This is a genomic window from Pseudomonas sp. UBA5706 (assembly GCF_002419965.1).
Classification (GTDB): Bacteria; Pseudomonadota; Gammaproteobacteria; order Pseudomonadales; family Pseudomonadaceae; genus Aquipseudomonas.
Genome location: NZ_DIHC01000016.1, coordinates 23,415 through 43,366, shown reverse-complemented (window position 1 = coordinate 43,366; position 19,952 = coordinate 23,415). Strand labels below are relative to the sequence as shown.

Here is a 19,952-nt window from a genome sequence, read left to right as displayed (position 1 = left end):
AGGGCGTAGGAGCCTGGCTTGCCGGCGATCTGGCGCGAAGCGGCAGTAAACCCTGTCGATGCGGTGTTTCAGGTCACTACGCGGTGAATGGTTTTGCTGCCGGTCCCCAGCAGATCGCTGGCAAGCCGGCTCCTACGGCCTGCGGCCAGAATCAAAAGCCCATCCGCCCCGTGCACGAAAATTCAGCGTCAAACCATACACCCGAAGCAGATCGAAACGAGCTCCTACCAACGCCGCTTCCTGCACCGCAAAGCAGCGTTTTTGTTGCTTGCGCCCCATCTTCGAACACGCGTCCCCCCTCAATTCCTACCCCAGTTTTTTCTTCATCAGCGACCACATATTTACTCATTTTCCTATCCCTCGACATCGGCCAACATCACCTTCGCCCACAGAGGCAAAAGGTCCGTCAGAGGCCATAAGCGGTTTGTTTTGGCATCTAGCCCCACTGCCCCGAGAACGATTCGAATTAAAAAACCACCATTCGGGAGTGCCCCATGATCAAGTCTTTCGTATCGCGCTGCGTGCGTCCGCTGGCCCTGACTGCAATTGCTGCCGGCATGGCCAGCGGCGCCCAGGCGGGCACCCTGTCCATCGGACACACCACCTGGGTGGGCTACGGCACCCTGTACCTGGCTAGAGACCTGGGTTATTTCAAGGAGCAGGGCCTGAATATCGAACTGACGACCATCGAAGAGGCCTCGATGTACATGGCCGCCCAGGCGTCGGGCAAGCTTTCGGGATCGGCATCGACCCTCGATGAAATCCTCAAATACCGCCCGCAATTCTGCTTCAAGGCCGTCGCGGCGCTGGATGAAAGTCATGGCGGCGACGGCGTGCTGGTGGGCAAGGACGTCAATAGCCTGCAAGACCTCAAGGGCAAGTCCGTGGCGGTCAACGAAGGTTCGGTTTCGCAGTTCTGGCTCAACTACCTGCTGAAAAACGCCGGCATGCAGATGAGCGACCTGACCATCCAGAACATGACCGCCGACGATGCGGCCACCGCATTCATAGCGGGCCGCGTTCCGGCTGCGGTGACCTGGGAGCCGCACCTGACCACGGTGCGCAACAAGCAGCAAGGCAAAGTCCTGATCGACAGCAGCACGACACCCGGCGTGATCGTCGATGTGGTGGCCCTGAGCTGTGATGTGGTCGACAAGCAACCGGCTGACGTCAAGGCACTGGTCGCCGGTCTGTACAAGGCGGTGCAGTACACCAAGGAACATCCAAAGGAGGCCTACGCGATCATGGCCAAGGGCGTCGGTGGCTATCTCGCCGACCCTGCCGAGCTGGAAGCCGCCGCCAAGGGCGTACGTTTCTATGACCAGGCCATGAGCGAAAAACTACTGGGCAGCAACGGCAGTACGGGCGACGCCGAGGCGGTGATCAAGCTGGCTAACGAAACCGCCAGCGAGTTGCAGGGCAAACCGTACAACGTGAGCTACAGCGACCTGATCGACAACCGTTTCATCAGCCCGAAATAAGTCAGGAGCACGCCATGTCCAAGCGCAATTCGTGGCTGAACCGCTGCTTCACGCCCAAGACCAGCCTGCCGGTGCAGGTGATCTGGGGGGCCAGCGGTCTGGCGTGGGTATTATTGATCGGCCTGTGGGCCTTGCTCTCCTACGGCGGCGTGGTGCCAGCGATGTTTGTGCCGACACCGGGGGCGGTGTTCGACGCCGCCATGCGCCTGGCCCGTGACGGCACCCTCGGCCCGCACGTGTGGGCCAGTGTGGAAGTGGTGATGGTCGGCTTTGTGATCTCTTCCGTGGTCGCGGTGCCGATCGGCTTGCTAATGGGCAGCTTCCGCGTGGTACAGGCCTTCCTCGAGCCACTGGTCAACTTCATCCGCTACCTGCCGGTGACCTCGTTCGTACCGCTGTTCATCCTGTGGATCGGCATTGGGCTGGAGCAGCGGGTTTCGATCATCATTTTCGGTGTGTTCTTCCAGCAACTGGTGATGATCGCCGACGTCTCCAAAGGCATTTCCAAAGACCTGATCAACGCTTCGTACACCTTGGGTTCCACACGCCGCGACGCCGTGTTGCACGTCATCGCGCCCGCCTCGTTGCCCGGGGTGCTCGACACCTTGCGCGTGACCATGGGCTGGGCCTGGACCTACCTGGTGGTGGCCGAACTGGTTGCCGCGTCCAGCGGCCTGGGTTACCTGAGCCTCAAGGCCATGCGCGGCTTCCAGGTCGATGTGATTTTCCTGGCGATCGCGGTCATCGGCCTGCTGGGTCTGATCACCGATCAACTTTTCAGATTCCTCCGCTTGAAGGTGGCCGCATGGGCTCAGTAAACGCAAGCTCCCCGATCCCGCTGCGAACCACGCCTGCCATGGCGCCCGCTGCTAAAAGCGCCACACCGCGTCTGCGCGTCGACAATGTCACCCTGCAATACAAAACGCCTTCGGGCGGTACGTTCACAGCGCTGGAAAAGGTCTCGTTCGAGGTGCCTGACCAGCAGTTCGCGGTGCTGGTCGGCCCCTCGGGTTGCGGCAAGTCCAGCTTGCTGTACCTCACCGCCGGCCTGGCCGAGCCAACCTCGGGCGACATTTACGTCGGCGGGCAGCAGGTCGACGGGCCTGGTGCCGATCGCGGTATGGTGTTTCAGGGCTATACATTGTTTCCGTGGCTGACGGTGCGAAAGAACATCGAATTCGGCCTCAAGCGCCGTGGCATGCCCACTGCCGAGCGCAAGGAAATCGTCGAGTTCTACCTCAACGAAGTCGGCTTGCGGCGCTTTGCCGACAACTACTCCAAGCAGCTCTCCGGCGGCATGATGCAGCGCGTGGCGATCGCGCGGGCGCTGGCCAACGACCCGCAGATCCTGCTGATGGACGAGCCCTTCGGCGCACTCGACAGCCAGACCCGTTTGCAGATGCAGCAATTGCTGCTCAAGGTCTGGGAGCACAGCAAGAAGACCGTACTGTTCGTGACCCACGACATCGACGAAGCGATCCTGCTGGGGGATCGCATCTTCGTCATGGGCGCACGCCCCGGCCGGATCAAGGAAGTACTCGACGTGCCCATTGGCCGCCCGCGCAACCTGGACATGGTCATGGACCCGGAATTCATCCGCATGAAACGCACGATCTTTCATCAGTTGCACGACGGACCGGACGGCCACACCGACTGAAGGGGTCGGTACGCGCCGATGAGGGTGCTAGAGTGCGGTTACTGCGCAAATCGCCGTCATTAATGCTGCTTACCGGAGATACATCGGATGAAAATTGGTTTCCTGGGCCTTGGCAACATGGGGCAGGCCATCGCGGCCAATCTGTTGAAAGGCGGGCACGAACTGCGGGTCTGGAATCGCTCGCCCAAGGCCACCGAACCATTGGTCGAACTGGGCGCCACAGCCGTCAGCGAGCCAGCACAGGCGTTCGCCGCCGACGTGGTATTCAGCATGCTCGCCGACGACAAGGCGCTGCGTGCCGTCCTGCTGGATTGCGGCCTGCTAAAGCAGCTCAAGGGACCACTGATCCATGTCAACATGGCAACCATTTCGGTGGTCCTGGCCGATGAGCTGGCCGAACTGCACAAGGCACAAGGCGTGGATTACATTGCCGCGCCGGTGCTGGGCAGGCCGAACGTCGCGGCGGCGGCTCAGCTCAACGTTCTGGCCGCAGGACCCGAGCAGGCGCTTGCCAGCGTGCAGCCGCTGTTCGATCTGATCGGTCGCAAGACCTGGCCGCTGGGCGACAAGGCCTCGGCGGCCAATGCAATGAAACTGGCGGCCAACTTTCTCATCGTCTCGGCGGTACAGGCCGTCAGCGAAGCGGCGGTGCTGGTAACCCGTCACGGCTTGGCGTCCAAGGACCTGGTGGAGCTGATGTCGAACAGCATTTTCCCCGGTCCTGTCTATGCGGGCTACGGTGGCCTGATCGGCGAGCGTCGTTACGAACCGGCAGCGTTCAAGGCAGTGCTGGGTCTTAAGGATGTCGAGCTAGTGCTTGCGGCGGCCAGCCAGGTGTCGATTGAAATGCCTACCGCCGAACGCGTGCGTGCCAACCTGCAGGACGCGGTCGACCATGGCCAGGGTGAGATGGATCTGGCGGTGCTGGCCGAGGTTGAAGAGCGGCGTAATCCACGCTGATAAAAGGCCTGACCGACCGTAAGGGCCCTGATCAGCGTTCGCAGACGGTGGCGATTTGCAGGACCCTATCGCTGGCAAGCCGTACGGCTAAGGGGTACGGCGCGTCACCCCTGCAGGTCATCCCAATACGGCGGCGAACCAATCGCCTCAATGAAGTAGTCCCACACCGCCCTGGTCTTCTGCGAGCGAAGGCGATTCTCCGGTGAAAGCAGGTAAATCTGGCTCTGCGCCTGCTCCACCGAACCGCTCCACTGCGGCATTAGCCTGACCAGTTTGTTGTGGGTGAAGCTGGTCTTGCTGAATAGCCACGATGGGAACAACACAACCCCTCTGCCCGCCAGCGTCGCCTCCACCAGCACCTGGGCGTTATTGCTGCGCAGTGGGCCGTTGACGTCAATGATTTCCAGGGTGCCGGTCTGCCGGTGGCGAAAATGCCAGCGCTGTGCCCCGCCCGAGCCTTTGTAAACCAGGCAGCCATGCTTGCGCAGATCCTCCGGCGTGTGCGGTGTGCCGTGCTTCTCTAGGTACGCGGGGCTGGCACACAGCACGTGCTGCTGATCGCAAAGCCTGCGGCCGATCAGCCCTGAATCCTCCATATGCCCGACCCGAAACGTGATATCGGCACCCTCTTGGACCGGATCGATGTAGGTATCGGTGACCGTCAGTTCGACCGTCAGCTGCGGGTATTTGTCATACAGCCCGTTCAGCAGGTTGACGATGTGCAGATGGCCCAACGCGACCGGCGCGTTGATTCGCACCAACCCGCGGATCTCCGCACCCTTGCCGGTGACCTCCTCGTCCGCGGCGTCCAGCAGCTCCAGCACTTCACGGATCTGCAGGTAATAACGTTCGCCCGCCTCGGTCAGCTTCACCGCCCGGGTGTTGCGGTACAGCAACTGCTGCCCGACCTCGCGCTCCAGCGCCGCGACGAAGCGTGACACCGACGACGGCGGAACCTGAAAGTGTCGGGCGGTCGCGGAAAAACTGCCGGTCACCGCCACCATGGCAAAGAATCTGTGGGCCTTGAGGTGCATCGAGTTGCCTCGGTCGGAGTGCTGAAATCGCAATAGTCTTTTGCTAAGGCGCTGCATTGTGGCTTTTTCGGCAAGCTTCTACCATCGCAGCATCTTTTCACGAGGGCGCTACCGCTGCCGCAATCGAGCGCAACGGGAGCTGCTCTCCGCACACGAGACTTTTCCATGATCAATCTATTCGAACGCTACGCGCTCAAAGGCCTGCCGCTGAACAACCGCTTCGTCATGGCGCCGATGACCCGCTCACGGGCGCCGGACGACATCGCCACGGAACAGATCGCCCTGCACTACACCCAACGTGGCACGGCTGGGTTGATCGTCTCCGAAGGCACGCCGATCTCCCGCGAAGGCCAGGGCTATCTGTTCAATCCGGGGATCTTTACCCCCGAACAGATCAAAGGCTGGAAGCTGGTGACCGACTCGGTGCGCAGCGTAGGCGGCAGAATGTTCGCGCAGCTGTGGCATGTGGGTCGGGTGTCTCACACCTCGATCCAGATTGACGGCAAGGCGCCGGTTAGCGCCACCGATCAACCGGCTCAGGGCGCCATCGCCTTCGGTTACGACGAAAGCGGAGAGCCCGGCTTCGTGCCCACCTCGATCCCGCGTCGGCTGAGCACTGAAGAGGTCGGCCGGGTGGTGAACGATTTCGCGCAAGCAGCGGAAAATGCAATCGCGGCGGGCTTCGATGGCGTGGAGATTCATGGCGCCAATGGCTATCTGATCGAGCAATTTCTCAACCCAATGGTTAACGACCGCACAGACCGCTACTCGGCGCAAAACCTGGAACACCGCTTGCGCTTCGTCTTCGAGGTGGTAGACGCGGTAACCGCCAGAATCGGCGCCAGCAAGGTGGGCATTCGCATTTCCCCTTATGGGCAGTTGTTCGACATGCCGATCTACCCCGAAATCGACCAGACCTATTCGGCGCTCTGTGCGGGCATGAGCCAACGGGGCATCGCGTATGTGCACGTCATGGACCAGACCCACTTCTTCCTCGCCGCCGAAGGCTCGGACGCGCAAGAAGAAGCGTTGCGCTCGCTGCTCAAACACTGCAAGGCCGAACTGGGCGAGACAGCGCTGATACTCGCTGGAGACATGACCCTGGAACGCGCCCAGGACCTGGTGGATGCAGGCCTGATCGATCTCGCGGCCTTCGGCCAGCCCTTTATTGCCAACCCGGACCTGGTCGCACGCCTGAAAAACGGCTGGCCGCTGACCACGCCGGACCGCGACACCTACTACGGTGGCGATGGCAAAGGGTATGTGGATTACACACCCTACGAACCGGCGTGATACCGAACGGCGGTGCTCGCGGCCCTGCCGCCCAATAGTTGAAAAACCGTTGAACCGCGTTGCTTCGGCAGCATCGCGGTGTTCGGTTTTGCTGCCGCTTCGCGCCAGATCGCTGGCAAGCCGGCTCCTACGGCCTTCGGCCAGAATCAAAAGCCATGATTCCGTCGAACTCCGTTTCTATGCGCAAAACCATGAATCCGCGGCACTCCGCCTTTGCCCGCAAAGCCCTGACTTCGCGGCACTCCGTTTCTACCGCACCGCCGCGAATCCGCGGCACTCCGCCTTTGCCCACAAAGCCCTGACTTCGCCGCCCTCCGTTCCTACCCGCAAAGCTCCGACTTCGCGGCACTCCGCTTCTGCCCGGAGGGCGTAGGAGCCTGGCTTGCCGGCGATCTGGCGCGAAGCGGCAGTAAACCCTGTCTATGCGGTGTTTCAGGTAATTACGCGGTGAATGGATTTGCTGCCGGTACCCGGCAGATCGCTGGCAAGCCGGCTCCTACGGCCTTCGGCCGGAAGCATATACAGGCCAATCAACCAACTTGCTAATCGGCCAACCAAGCGTCAAACCGGCCTGCTACTTCAATAACCCCTCTACCAGTTCCGGGGTCACGTAATGCGGACCGTCGAACAGGTAAAGCGGATACCCCGCGTAGGCCGCGATCTGCGGCTTGAGTTCATCGGCCGTCGCCGAGCGAAATCCGCCGCCGACTTGCGGGCGAAAGGCTTCGACGATGATTTTTACGCGATTGTTGCCCAGCTTCTTGCGCAATGCATCGGCGTAGGTACGCGCCACGGGAGCGGTACGGGCGTAGACGCCAACGCCGTCCTGAAAGAACACACCGATGTCATCCGGCAGCCAGGACTTGAGCCACGTCGCTGTCGCAGCGGGGCCGATGTTGGCGCCATCGTACACGCTGATCCATAGCGGCCTGGGCAGTGTGGCGAGCAACGCCGGCAGCTCGCTGGCACGGCTCCAGCTGGGGTCGACTTCCGCCGGAAAGTACCAGCCGGTGACATTCAGCGGGGTCTTCACCTTGGCCAGGCGTTCGGACAAAACCGCCAGCTCCTCGATGTTGTCCCGCGACTGGTTCTCGCTGTAAAACCCGGCCAGCCCGACGATCACATCCTGTGCCCAAGGCTGCCTGGCGATGCGCGCCCAGTCCGGCAACACCGGTACCTCGGGCATGCCCGCCCCAGGGACGAACGCGCTGCCATCCACCGCCGTCCACTGAACCAGCAATTCGTGCACTCCGAGCTTCTGCCAATCACCCTGAATGCCAACGGTGGCGTTGTCCGGCTGCCATACAATTCCAGCAATATTTGGTTTCATGTTCTGCCAAAGTGGGCGCAACGCGTTGGCGGCCACGCCTAGCGTAACCACCAGCAACGCTGCCAGAAGGATAATTCCCCACCGTGCAAAGGCCGCTCTGTTCAATACGTGCCTCACCACGAAAAGGTCATGCGGGCAAAGACACCTTGCGCGCTGTCGTCACCGAAGACCTTTTCCCTGTACTGCACGGAAAAGTCAACGTAGGACTGCGGCGCCTTGTAGCGAGTTTCATGAAACCAGTAACGCGTACCGACACCCACGCCCAAACCACCTGCATTGTCGGACGATGTGCTCTCGTGCCCCAATGCATCAACCTCGCTGTGCATCTTAGAGTCGTAATCCACGGCAGCTACCACATGCGGGAAAACCACCAGCCGCGGGCTGATGCGATCAAGACGATAGCTGCGCCCGACTTGCCACTCGCTGTTGAAGTAATTGCGCTTGTCCTGCAGGTAGCGTCCTGCTTCGGCGTAAAGCTGCGAGGTCCACCAGCTCGGTACGTCGACACGTAAATCGGTGCCGATGCTCGAACCATAGCCCAAGCGGACCAGCCAGTCGCCGTTCACATTGGAATCACCCAGAGGAAAGGTGCGCTCGAAGGCCGCCATGACGTTGTAATCGGTAAACGGTTTGACCCGTACCCCGACCGCACCCTGCAGCGCATCCAGCCCTTTATCGTTGCCGCTTTTCTTATTCCACAGCGTGTCGGTAACGCGGCCGTACAATTCGACAAAGCGCGCATCACGATAGCCCGCAGGACGCCAGAACACTTCGGTGCTGTTTTGCACGCTGTTGTTATTGCGGCTCGGGGCGCCACTCAAGCCATTGGAGGTGCTTGAGCCGCGATAAGTGGTGGTGTTGGTCAAGCCCCACACCCGCGACAGGTCTGAGACGGCACGACGAGTGTCGAACACCTGCTGCTCGGACATCGGCAACTCGCCGGCCTGCTGGTAGTCGAGGACGCGATGAAAGTAGGCAATGGCCTGCACATCGTCAGGCGTGCGCATGGCGGTATACGCCGCATCCTGCGCTTCCTTGGGCTTGAGAGCCTTCTGTCGATCGGCGCGCTTGAATACCGCAAGCGCGCCTCGATCATCGCCAGACTGAATCAACAGATACGCTATCTGCACTTCATCGCCAGGCTGCAACTCGCCGGCATCGCGTGCCTGATTCAGCCGCTCCAGCGCCTCATGTGGCTTGTCCATGGCAGCGTACAGCGAGGCCTGCTCGCGCAGCGGCAGGTTACCCACGGCCAGCGCCTGTGCGAAGTCCTGCTGCGCGCCACGCTGGTCGCCCAGGCGCTGACGCATTTGCCCACGCTGGGCGAGCAATGTGGCGTCGTTGCCTTGCAATGCCAGCGCCTCGGTGGCAGCCGAGCCAGCTTCGGCGTAATGCTGCTGGGCGATCAGCGCGCTCACCAGCAGGCGACGATAGGCGATCTCATTGGGAAAACGCTGCACCGCGTCCCGGGCATGGCTGACCGCCGCGTCGTTATCGCCCCGCGCCAGCGCCTCATACCCCTTGGCTGCCCCGGCCACCGCCATCTGCTGGTGAATGCCTTGCAGACGGCGGGTCAACGCCGGCTCTGGACCGACCACCCCAATGGCTTGTTCCGTCGCCGCTTCAGCCTCTTCCAGACGCTGCTGACGTTGCAGCGCCTCGATCAGCATCATGCGGTAGTCCAGGTTCTTCGGCGCTTGAGCGATGGCCCTGCGGGCAAACGCTGCAGAGTGGTCGTAATCACCGTTGGCGTAGGCAGCCAAGGCGCGACTGCCGTCCAGGTAGCCCGGCTTTGGACGCGCCTTGGGGTGATGCTCAGGGTGGTCGCGGCGGTATTTGTCCTGCTCGGCGAGGGTGATGAGTTTACGCAACTCCACCGCGTCGGCGCGCTGACGCAGCACCTCCTGCGCCTTGGCAATCGCCAGGTCGTAATCCTTGCGGCTATAGGCACTGTAAGCCTCATTGGCGACAGTGAACGCTGGACCGGTTAATGGCAGCGGCAGAACCTGCGAGCGTTGCTCACCCTGAGCGTGGCACAGCAATGGCAGCACGCTCAGGGTCAGGCCCAGATTCAATCCAAGCCTGCGGTGAAACATCAAAGGGAGCTTCATGACGGTTGCTCCGTTGGCTGGTCGGGTAAGGCATGACGGTGTTGCCGGGCGACCGCCTGTTCGATGGTTTCACGCGACAGCACGCCGCTGTCGACCAGGTAGTCGCCGATGCGACCGTGAACCTGTGGACGGTAATGCAGCATCGCCCGGTTGAAGGTCTGGCGATCGAGCAACCCCTGATCGATCAACAGGTCGCCCAACAGCGGCGTGGCAACAGGCAAAGGTTGACCGGCCACGACGTGCAACAGGCGCAGCTGTTCGAGGATCTCGCTTTCGCGGGCAATCAACTGAACGGGTTCGCGGCCCATCTGCTCGGTGATCTGTTGCAGTCCTTCTTCCGGTAGCGGGCTGGCCACCGCGATTTCCGGGCGCCCCTGAATGTCCAGCGCCAGTGGCACTACGCGCCAGCGCAGGCAGAACTCATCGGCCAGGGAGGACTGCCGCTGCGCCTTGGCAGCAAGGTCGAACACCCGTGGCAAATCGTTCTGGAAGGCAATCGCTTCGGCCAACGTTTCGTCGTCGAGCCAGCCATGGCTGAGCAGGATGCGCCCCAATGGCATCTGCCGGGTCTGTTGTTCGTGCAGTGCGCTTTGCAATTTTTCGTCGTTGATCGCCTGCCACGACAGCAGCACGCTGCCCAGTTTGCGAGGGGCCTGGGCCACCAGATCGGTGGACGGGAAATCGTGCATGGTCTTGTCCCAGACCAGCTTGCGATTGAGCACCTTGCCGACCAGGAACATCCGCCAGGCCCGCGCTGCGGCCATGAAGTTGACGAAGTTACCCACCACCATGCGCGGGATCGACAACAAACCGTGCTGCCAGCCGTACAGGATGGTGGTGAAGTAACAGCGATGCGCCATGCGCCAAATCAACGCGACACCGTTGGCTGCCAGCAGAAAACCGACCAGGCCGCCGGCTTCGAACGGCGTAGGAAAACTGGTGTTCCACAAGCCGCTGGCGCGCAGGATGATCAGGGCTACCAACTGGGCAAGAATCAGGTAGGCAATGATGCTGACGAACGAGGTGATCACGCCCTTGCGGTCGCGAAACAACAGATAACGGTTGGCTAGCGAACCGGTCCAGCCCATTTGTTCCCAGCCTTGCAGACCAATACCCAGCGTCCAGCGAGCCTTTTGACGGAACGCCGTACGGAAGGTGTCCGGAAAGAATTCACGCACACAGAGTGGCATTTCCAGGGTCGACTCGTACTGCGGCCGGAACCAGGATTTGCGCAGCACGCGGTATTGCACCGGAAAGCGCACGAAGATCGAGCTCATGCCATAGCCAGCCAGCCTGGCGCCGACGTCGTAGTCTTCGGTCAGGCTGTCGGTGTTGAACGGCTGGTTACTGTTTTCGTCGGCCAGCACTTGCAAGGCACGCCGAGAGAAGCAGGTTCCGACGCCGGCAGACGGCACGCTGTCGGTCATGCTTTCGCGCACCACCAGGTCCTTGCCGTGCCATTCGGCAAACTCGTCCATGTACGTGCCCGCAACCCATTCGTACCAGTTGCGCTCCAGTGACACCACCGGCAACTGGATCATGTCCTTGCGCGGCAACAGGTAGTTGAACAGGCGCAATTCCAGCGGGTGCAGCACGTCTTCACTGTCGTGCAACACCACCCCGGCGAAGCTGACGCCGTGGGTCTGCTCGTAAAGAAAGATCGCCTGGATCACCCAGTTCAGACAGTCCGCCTTGCAGGTCGGGCCTGCGTGGGGCACTTCCACCCGATGCAGCTGCTTGTAACGACGGCGCATGCGCTCGACTTCATCGATGGTGCGTTGATCGTTGACGTAAGCGCCGACGAACACCACGTAGTTCTTGTAGTCGAGCGTCGACACCATGTTCTCGATCATCGGCGCGATGACATCGTATTCCAGCCACGCCGGCACCATGATCGCCAGCGGCTGTTCGTCGCGGGCGATCAACTGCTCGGCGGTCAGCGGACGATAGCGCCGTTCTGCGGTGAACTTGCGGTAGATGCGTCGGGACCAGTACCACAGGTCGATGAACAGATCATCCACACTCGAGATCAGGATGATGGCCGCGACCACAATGGTCGCGACCTCCAGCGCGCTGTAATAGTGGGCCAGCCAATAAGGCCAATAAAGCGAGGTCATCGCAGCTCCCGTTACTGGCGATTGCGACGGGCGCGACGGCCAGCCAGCAACAACACGAGGAAGGCGATCACGGCAGCCGGAATCAACCAAAGCGCCGAGGGTTTGCGCCACGCATCCAGACCTTTGGGTTCCTGATCATCGATCATCTGGCTGCCGGTCGGGTCTTTCGCATCGAAAGTGGTCAGCGCGCCGTTGTCACCCAGAATGGTCACGTTGCCGCGCTCCAGCAGCACCGGCCGGGCGAAGTTGGGCGCCTGCCCACCCAGGGTGCGGTAGATCATGCCCGGTTGAGTGCCGGAATCGACCACCTGCAGCGCAGCAAGATGATTCAGGGATTTGAGGTCGATCAGCGTTTGATCCTTGTGGTTGATCAACAGATGACCTTCGCCGTTGACCTGCACTGATTCGATGCTGTCCTTGATCGGCACTTCGAATGCCAGGAAAGCCTTATCCGGGCTTAACACCGCCTTGGCATCGTCACTGACCTTGAGGTCGGCACGCAGCGGCGAAACACCGCTGGCGCTGGCGATACGAATCACCTGTGGCAGGCTGTTGGCCGGACGATCGAGATAGCTTTGCGGAACCAGCAGCTCAGTGCCCATCGCGAAGCGTGCAGACATGCCGGAGAAGTCATGGTCCAGCGCGACTTTTTCCAGGGTCACGTGGCTGCTCGGCAGCACCGAGACCGGGAACGCCTGCGGGGTTTCTTCACACAGATCGCTCACCGGCTGACGCTGGAACGACACGCGCAGGGTGTTCTGCGACGCCAGCGCGTAACGCGGAATGCGCGCTTCGATACGTTCTTTCTGACCGTTGGCATCCAGCTGGCTGGCGCCGATCAGGTAATCGTTGAGGAACAGGCTGACCACTGGCGGTGTGCCCGAGGCGCCTGGCGCTGCGGAAACATCCACGGAGGCACTGACCGGGACGCGACCGTCATAGGCCACGCTGCCCAGCGGGAAGCTGGTGCTCCAGTCGGATTTGGCCAGCACGTCGATGCTGCCCGGCTTGCCACCCAGGCGGGACAGCGCCACGCGACCGTCTTCGCTCAGCGGCATGTTCGCCTCTTCGCCCACGGTCAGCTGGCGTGTGCGGGCCAGCTTGTTCCAGGCCGAGCCAAACAGACCGATGGCCTTGCCCGCGGCATCCTGGTTGATCAGCAGCAGTGGATGCGCACCGAGCATGGCCAGGCGCACGTTGTCGGTACCCGAAGCCTGCAGTGCACCGTTGACATGCCGCTCGCGCCATTGCTCGAACGCGCTGGCTGCCGAGGCGTCCTGTGCCTTGACCTGGGCCTGCAAGGCATCCAGCGACTCGTTCACGGCCTTGAGCAATTGCGGATCGTTGACCGCCAGATCGGCGTTGAACGCAGGCGTTTGACCCAGCATCAGCAGCGCGCCGATCTGTGCCGCATCATCGAGGGTGTGCAGGCCCTTGCCATCGAGACTGGCAAACGCCGGGATCTGCTTAAGCTCGGCGGGAATGTGCAGATCGCCCAGCTCGATGCTGTCCTTGACCGAAGGGAAGGACACGATGCGCGCCTGCTTGCCGATGCGCTCCAGTGCCACGCCCAGGCGCCAGGCCGCATCATAGCTGGCGCTGGACAACGCGCCCGGTGCTACCAGAATAACCGGCTTGCCCGGCAAGGCGTTCCAGGCTGCACCCACGTCCTGCAGCTGACTGGCGTCGAAGCTGTAGCTCAGGCGAGTGTGTGGGTCGATGCGCAGCACGTTACCGATGGCGCGTTCGTCTTCGCATTGCACGCGGGAAATGATCGACGACCAGTTGATGCCCAGTCGTACCGAACCGCTGTCACGCGCAGCCTTGTCCACGCCCAGCACGGCGCTGGCGTCACCCTCCCCTTCGTTAAGACCCAGGGCCCGGACCGGATAACCGTCCAGCGACAGCAGCAGCGTGTTGCGGCCGGCTTCGCCGTTGAGGTAGCTGGCGTCGAAGTTCAACGTCGCGTCGGTCAACGGCACGCCCGCAGGCACCGGCAGATACAGTTCACGGCGTGCGTCGGAGGCGTTGAGGACGATCGGGCGGTCAATGCCCAGATCGCGCAATTCGATGACCCGCTGCTGCCGGGTGTCAGCATTCAGGCGGCTGATCGCCTGGCTCAACGGACTCTCGGCGGCGAGCGCGAAAGCAGGGGCGACGGCCAGCAGGCTCATGCCGCAGGCAAAGGCGTGCAACGCCGCCGTGTGGGCGGTAACGGAAGACTTCATTCAGGCATATCTCGGTCAAAAACAAAAAAGGCGCGGGAGACCACGAACGAATCGCTTGGCTGACAGCGGCCAGCCTTGGCGTTATCGCGGATCACTCTTGATTGCGAGCCTTCACTGCAAGTGGGCTCCCACGGGGATTCAACAGGCGCTGCCATCGCCATGGCAGGCCGGGCATTCGCGGTATGGCTAACGCACGCTGGAAACCGAGCGCAGAGGTACCGACGGGCGTTGCGCCTCGGCGGGCTCCGGCCGGCGGACAGGCGTTTCTACTACGAATTCGTCTACCGGCCGACCCATCAATGCGTCGACGATGCGGGCACAGGCGTGGCCGTCACCGTAGGGGTTGGCCGATTGCGACGCCATGCGCCACAGGTGCTCATCGTCGAACAGGGCACAGACGCCGCGCACGATGTTATCGGGGTTCGTGCCGACCAGGCGCACGGTGCCGGCGGCCACCGCTTCGGGGCGCTCGGTGACATCTCGCATGACCAGCACCGGCTTGCCCAGGGATGGCGCCTCTTCCTGCACACCGCCGGAATCGGTCAGCACCACGTGGGCCAACTGCATCAGGCGTACGAAGGACAGGTATTCCAGAGGCTGGATCAGATGCACGTTGGGCAAATCGCCCAGGTGCTCGGTCACCGGCCCCAGGACGTTGGGATTGAGGTGAACCGGGTAGACAATCTGGATATCGTCGCGGCTGGCCAGCGTGCGCAGGGCCTTGCAGATGTCGATGAAACCGTCGCCGAAGTTCTCTCGGCGGTGGCCGGTCACCAACAGCAATTTGCGGCTCGGGTCGATGAAGCTGAACTGACGATCCAGGCTGGCTCGCAGCTGACTGTTGCCCTCGATGCGCGCGGCGGTCATCTTCAACGCGTCGATCACGGTGTTGCCGGTGACGAACGAGACGCCCTGCAAGCGCTCACCCTGCACGTTGCGCCTCGACTGCTCGGTAGGGGCAAACAGGTGATCGGAAATCAGATCGATGCAGCGGCGGTTCATTTCTTCCGGCCACGGCTGCCGAATATCGCCGGTGCGCAGGCCCGCTTCGATGTGCGCCACCGGAATGCGCCGATGAAACGCCGACATGGCCGCGACCATCGCCGTGGTGGTGTCGCCATGCACCAGCACCTTGTCGGGCTGGGCGTGCTCAAGCACCGGATCAATGGCTGCGTACAGCGCTGCAGTGAGCGTGTTGAGCGTTTGGCCAGGGGTCATGACGTCAAGGGTGTAGTCAGCCTTGAGTTCGAACATGTCCAGCACTTGCTGCAGCATGCTCTGGTGCTGGCCGGTGATGCAGATCCGGGAATCGATGCCGGGTTCGGCTGCCAGCGCCTTGACCAGCGGAGCCATTTTGATGGCCTCCGGGCGGGTGCCGAAAATCGACAACACCTTGAGTTGGGGAAGGGTTCGAGCCATTCGTAGTTCTCCCGCGCATTGTTGCATGCGCCGCACAGCAGCGTACTCGCACCACGGAGGTTCAAGTCGCTCGAAAGTTTTGGTAATGGTCGGACGGCAAAAATCGGAAAGTCAGTTCGATATTCACTTCACTGTGAAAGGAGGCAGTCCTTAGTGCCCGAAACGGAGGTGATTATTAGCAGATAAGAAACACATTGCAAAAGCTTTTATAATAACTTTTCAAACTTTTGCTGTTTTTAAACTTTTGCACAGAGGCGGGGTCAATGGACAGTTTTGCCCGCGACAAGCCAATGAAATAAGGGCTTGCGAGTGGATAGGAGTGTGCCCGGTTTCACGTCCGCATGTAAAGCTTTGAACTTTTTATGCGTGGCCACTGTCGCGCCATCATCAGACTGAATAGACGTAACTAGCAAAGTAAAACTGCTCCCGCCCTCCCTATTCAAAGGATCCAAAGTTAGTCAAAACGAGCAATTAAGAACCAGTTATTGACGTCATATTTGTGACGCGATAATGAGAACTATCACGCTTGCTAGTTACTTTACCAAGAGCGAACTAAGGGGGCGGCATTAATTTAAGACCTGTGCGCAATGCGATAGCGATTACTTCAGTGCAAGGCGCCAGGGCAATCTGCCCCACGTGCAACACCGACCGCAAGCTGTATCGCGAACACAGTCAGGTCAGGCCAGGCCAGGTCAAATCGACCCGTCCGGCTTCAGTATCATAGAGCCATCAACTGTATCCAGTTCGTGACATGCGTCACACTGATTGGATCCGTTATAGGTTGCGGATCGAAACAAATGGTCATATCTTCATCGCCCTGAACTCCTTGACCGATGAAATGTCGGCGCATCGAGCCGAATTCCGTTCCGGGTGCAGCCAGTAAGAATAGAACGAAAAATTGACGCATGTATTCGGTCTGCTTTACCCGCTGATGCGCGAGTTGTGGTCTTGCGCGATCGGTTTGTTCCGAACGGTCACACGCTTTGAATCACCGGCACCACGCCTGACCTTACCTAAGACGGAGAATAAAAATGCATAAATGGATGCCATGTACGTTGGCCCTCGCCGGGGTCACCGTCCTGCTTACCGCTTGCGGTTCCAACCAGGTCAACATGACCCAGATGCAGACTGAAACGGCAAAAACCCTGGGCCTGGCTTCCTCGGATGAGATTACCGTTTCCAACGTTCGCTATCAGAAAAAGAACTCGGTCGGCGGCTCTGAGCTCACCTATGACGCTGTCACCGCCCGTGGCCGTAAGTTCGCTTGCAGCGCTTTCGTGATGGCCGGCCTGACGCCTCTGGACGAAGCGGCGTGGACCGACGGCAAGTGCACCCAAAAGTAATCCGTTGCGCAGGATCCGCTGATCGGCACCGCTGATTGACAGGGTGTTGGTAGCCCATGGCACGTCGGTGGCAGCAGGTTTACAGCTGCCGCCGGCACGCCAAGCCCTGTTTACCGCTACAACGCTTCAAGCCCCCACAGCACATCCAGCACGTGCGCGGTCGAACGCTCGACCCCCTCAGCACGGTGCGCAATTCCCAACGCTCTGAACAATGGCGGTTGCAACGCACGCATGGCGATGCGACTTTCCGGCAGCGGCGTGGACGCCTCGTGGGGCAATAGGGTCGCACCGTAACCTGCCGCCACCAGGCTCTTGATCGCATCGTTGTAGTTAAGCTGAATACGCGGCGTCGGCAGCGGCCCTTCGCTGGCAAACCACTCGCCCACCTGGCGCGAGAGCCGAGTCGAATTGTCGTTGAGTATCAGCGGCTGTGCGGCGAGCCACGAGGGCGTGATCAGGTCAGGGCATTGCCAACGCGCTGGCACGAAGGCCATGACCGGGTCCCGTCGCCATGGCTTGATCTGCAGGCCCTTGATCGGCGCCTGTGGCAGAGCGATCACGCCGACATCCAGGCTGCCATCGGCGAGCTTCTGCAACGTTTGCTGCGAGGTCAGCACCACCACCTGCAGGTCAATCCCGGCGTGGTGCTGGCTCAGCGTTTCGAGGGCCTGGGGGAGCAACTGCGCGATTACGCCGGTCGACGCGCCAAGGCGCACTCGCCCCGCCAATCCCTGCACCTGCCGCCGTACATCATCCAGCGCCAGTTCGGCGTCGGCGAGCAAACGTCGGGCGCGTGCGATCAAGGTTTCGCCGATCGGCGACGGCTGAACACCCCCTCGGTTTCGCGACAGCAGCGAGGCGCCCACACGCTCTTCCAGATCGGCGATATGCAGGCTCACGGTAGGTGGCGCCAAGTTCAGCGCGCGTGCCGCCTCAGCGAATGAACCCTGGTCGGCAATGGCGACCAGAGTGCGTAAACGGTCCAGGCTGATTTCGCGCATGTGAACGCCTCACTTCATAAAAACTGAACTTTATCGTTAATAAATTCAACTTTTCCTATCTTACCCCCTGACCGAAGATGTTCGCCATTGATGACTGCCAGAGCAAATCCGACATGACGCTTCCCGTGATTTTTATCGACGGCGACCAAGGCACCACCGGCCTGCAGATCCATCAACGGTTGCAGGGCCGCAGCGACCTGAGGTTAGTCACCCTGCCCGCCCACCAGCGCAAGCACCCGTTCAGCCGCAGGGCTGCGATCAATGCTTGCGACATCGCGATCCTGTGTCTGCCGGACGATGCAGCACGTGAGGCGGCCACCAGCATTGAAAACCCGGCGGTGCGGGTCATCGACGCAAGCTCTGCGCATCGTACCGATCCTGAGTGGGTGTACGGTTTTGCACAGATCAGCGCTCAGCAGCAACAGGCCATCGCCAACGGGAAACGCATCAGCAACCCCGGCTGCTATCCCACCGGTGCGGTGGGACTGCTGCGCCCGTTGCTGGACGCGGGCCTGGTACCTCGGGATTATCCGATCAGCATCAACGCGGTCTCCGGCTACTCGGGCAAAGGCCGTGCCGGAGTCGATGAGTTCGAAGGCCCGGATGCGGCTCAAGCAACGCCGTTTCAAATCTACGGCCTGGGCCTGGCGCACAAACATGTGCCGGAGATCCAGCAATACAGCGGCCTCAGCGAACGGCCGGTGTTCATCCCGGCCTACGGTTCGTTTCGGCAGGGCATCGTGCTGACCATTGCTTTGCATCTGCGTCTGTTGGCACCGGGTACGAGCGGTGCCAGGCTGCACGCGTGCCTGGAACGGTATTATGCGGGCAGCGCTTTGGTCGAGGTCTTGTCGATGCAAGCATCCAGCGCGCTGTCCGGCCTGGACCCGCGGGCGTTGAATGACACCGACAAGCTGCGCCTGATGGTCTTCGAGAACGCCGGGCAGGTTCTGCTGGCGGCGGTGTTCGATAACCTCGGCAAAGGCGCTGCAGGGGCTGCGGTGCAGAATCTGGATTTGATGCTCGCCGAAGGCTGATCGCGCATCAGAGGCCTGCCTGGTCTGAGCCCAGCTCCCGTCGCAGCCACTCGATCAGCCGGCTCACCTCGTCCCGAGGGGCCGAACCATGACGGCGGTAGACTGACAACGCTTCGGCCAGGTGAACGCTCTGGCCGAACGGTGCCAGCAGCACGCCACTGTCAAGCATGCGCTGTGAGGTGCGTCGCCAACCCATCGCCAGGCCGTGGCCTTCGACCGCTGCGTGCAGCATCAAGGAGTAGTGGTCGAACACCAGCCCGCCAGCCTCGGCCGGCAGCTGATGCCCGAACCTCGCCAGCCAGGTGTCCCATTCCAGCTGATAAACAGGCAGCGAGTCGTGATGCAGCAAGGTGTGGCTGGCCAACTCATCAAGGCCAATGCAGGTGCGCCCTTGCAGATAAAGCGGGCTGGCGACCGGAAACACCTCGTCGGGCGCCGTGAACAGCAATGGATGCAAGCCATGATCACGATTGCTGCTCTGCATTGCGACATCGAAATAGCCCTGAAACTCGGTCAGCGGACTGATGCTGGTCACCACCTTCAGGTCGATTGACGAATACTGCTGGTGAAAGCTCGAAAGCCGGGGCATCAACCAGTGGAATGCTTCACAAGGCTGACACAGCAGCACCACTTCATTCTTGCGCAAAACCCCTCGAAGGCGATCCGCCGTGCTGGCAACCTCGCGCAAGGCATGACTCAGGCTGACGCTCAACTCACGCCCCGCATCGGTAAGAAATACCGCCCGATTACGGCGTTCGAACAGGCTGATGCCAAGGTCTTGTTCCAACGCCCGAATCTGCCGGCTGACCGCCGCCTGGGTGAGGTTAAGCTCCTCGGCCGCGCGGGAAAAGCTCAGTAACCGGGCGGCTGCCTCGAACGGCAGCAGACTGGCCAGCGGCGGAAGGGATTTGCCGAGCTTATTCATAATCTCCAGTAATGCA

15 protein-coding genes are annotated in these 19,952 nt (G+C 61.2%); 7 read left to right on the top strand and 8 right to left on the bottom strand.

Going from position 1 to position 19,952, the window contains the following annotated elements; all coding sequences use genetic code 11:
• The first annotated feature begins 494 nt into the window (after positions 1 to 494).
• The 4 genes from B3I26_RS08255 to B3I26_RS08240 all read left to right on the top strand — a co-directional run bounded on the left by B3I26_RS08255 (position 495) and on the right by B3I26_RS08240 (position 4,098).
• Entirely contained in the window at positions 495 to 1,481 is a 987-nt protein-coding gene (locus B3I26_RS08255) for an ABC transporter substrate-binding protein (RefSeq protein WP_296256881.1), read from the top strand.
• 14 nt (positions 1,482 to 1,495) lie between these two features.
• Positions 1,496 to 2,299, top strand: a complete 804-nt coding sequence (locus B3I26_RS08250) for an ABC transporter permease (protein WP_296256879.1) — start codon at positions 1,496 to 1,498, stop codon at positions 2,297 to 2,299.
• Positions 2,287 to 3,138 (top strand): ABC transporter ATP-binding protein, encoded by an 852-nt coding sequence (locus tag B3I26_RS08245; protein ID WP_296256876.1) that lies wholly within the window; start codon positions 2,287 to 2,289, stop codon positions 3,136 to 3,138. Before B3I26_RS08250 ends, B3I26_RS08245 begins: the two co-directional genes overlap by 13 nt.
• 87 nt (positions 3,139 to 3,225) lie before the next feature.
• The gene (locus B3I26_RS08240) at positions 3,226 to 4,098 is read left to right on the top strand and encodes an NAD(P)-dependent oxidoreductase (RefSeq protein ID WP_349681489.1); all 873 of its coding nucleotides are present in this window, start codon (positions 3,226 to 3,228) and stop codon (positions 4,096 to 4,098) included.
• A gap of 104 nt (positions 4,099 to 4,202) precedes the next feature.
• Here the strand turns inward: B3I26_RS08240 and B3I26_RS08235 are convergent, their stop codons facing one another.
• A complete protein-coding gene (locus B3I26_RS08235; RefSeq protein WP_296256874.1) occupies positions 4,203 to 5,132 on the bottom strand; it encodes a LysR family transcriptional regulator in 930 nt (309 codons plus the stop codon).
• Positions 5,133 to 5,297: 165 nt separating this feature from the next.
• On the opposite strand from B3I26_RS08235, the gene B3I26_RS08230 reads away from it, so the two are divergent.
• Positions 5,298 to 6,425 carry an alkene reductase gene (locus tag B3I26_RS08230; RefSeq protein WP_296256873.1) on the top strand — a complete coding sequence of 376 codons (1,128 nt, stop codon included), beginning with the start codon at positions 5,298 to 5,300 and terminating at the stop codon, positions 6,423 to 6,425.
• A gap of 574 nt (positions 6,426 to 6,999) precedes the next feature.
• Here the strand turns inward: B3I26_RS08230 and B3I26_RS08225 are convergent.
• The 5 genes from B3I26_RS08225 to wecB all read right to left on the bottom strand — a co-directional run bounded on the left by B3I26_RS08225 (position 7,000) and on the right by wecB (position 15,630).
• Complete coding sequence (locus B3I26_RS08225) at positions 7,000 to 7,755, bottom strand: hypothetical protein (RefSeq protein ID WP_296256871.1); 756 nt, start codon at positions 7,753 to 7,755, stop codon at positions 7,000 to 7,002.
• A 113-nt stretch (positions 7,756 to 7,868) separates the two neighbouring features.
• Positions 7,869 to 9,866, bottom strand: coding sequence for an NfrA family protein (locus B3I26_RS08220; protein WP_313484268.1), 1,998 nt, complete (start codon positions 9,864 to 9,866; stop codon positions 7,869 to 7,871).
• The gene (locus B3I26_RS08215) at positions 9,863 to 11,983 is read right to left on the bottom strand and encodes a glycosyl transferase family protein (RefSeq protein ID WP_296256869.1); all 2,121 of its coding nucleotides are present in this window, start codon (positions 11,981 to 11,983) and stop codon (positions 9,863 to 9,865) included. Before B3I26_RS08215 ends, B3I26_RS08220 begins: the two co-directional genes overlap by 4 nt.
• A gap of 11 nt (positions 11,984 to 11,994) precedes the next feature.
• On the bottom strand, positions 11,995 to 14,211 hold the full coding sequence (locus tag B3I26_RS08210) for a cellulose biosynthesis cyclic di-GMP-binding regulatory protein BcsB (protein ID WP_296256868.1): 2,217 nt from the start codon (positions 14,209 to 14,211) through the stop codon (positions 11,995 to 11,997).
• A gap of 186 nt (positions 14,212 to 14,397) precedes the next feature.
• On the bottom strand, positions 14,398 to 15,630 hold the full coding sequence (gene wecB, locus B3I26_RS08205; protein WP_296256867.1) for a non-hydrolyzing UDP-N-acetylglucosamine 2-epimerase: 1,233 nt from the start codon (positions 15,628 to 15,630) through the stop codon (positions 14,398 to 14,400).
• Positions 15,631 to 16,661: 1,031 nt separating this feature from the next.
• Here wecB and B3I26_RS08200 point away from each other — a divergent pair.
• Positions 16,662 to 16,973 (top strand): hypothetical protein, encoded by a 312-nt coding sequence (locus B3I26_RS08200; RefSeq protein ID WP_296256866.1) that lies wholly within the window; start codon positions 16,662 to 16,664, stop codon positions 16,971 to 16,973.
• A gap of 116 nt (positions 16,974 to 17,089) precedes the next feature.
• Here B3I26_RS08200 and B3I26_RS08195 read toward each other — a convergent pair whose 3' ends face one another.
• Positions 17,090 to 17,974, bottom strand: coding sequence for a LysR family transcriptional regulator (locus B3I26_RS08195; RefSeq protein ID WP_296256864.1), 885 nt, complete (start codon positions 17,972 to 17,974; stop codon positions 17,090 to 17,092).
• 113 nt (positions 17,975 to 18,087) lie between these two features.
• Here B3I26_RS08195 and argC point away from each other — a divergent pair, with 113 nt between their 5' ends.
• On the top strand, positions 18,088 to 19,011 hold the full coding sequence (argC, locus tag B3I26_RS08190) for an N-acetyl-gamma-glutamyl-phosphate reductase (protein ID WP_296257459.1): 924 nt from the start codon (positions 18,088 to 18,090) through the stop codon (positions 19,009 to 19,011).
• 7 nt (positions 19,012 to 19,018) lie between these two features.
• On the opposite strand, the gene B3I26_RS08185 is transcribed toward argC, so the two are convergent.
• Entirely contained in the window at positions 19,019 to 19,936 is a 918-nt protein-coding gene (locus tag B3I26_RS08185) for a LysR family transcriptional regulator (RefSeq protein ID WP_296256862.1), read from the bottom strand.
• Positions 19,937 to 19,952 lie beyond the last annotated feature (16 nt).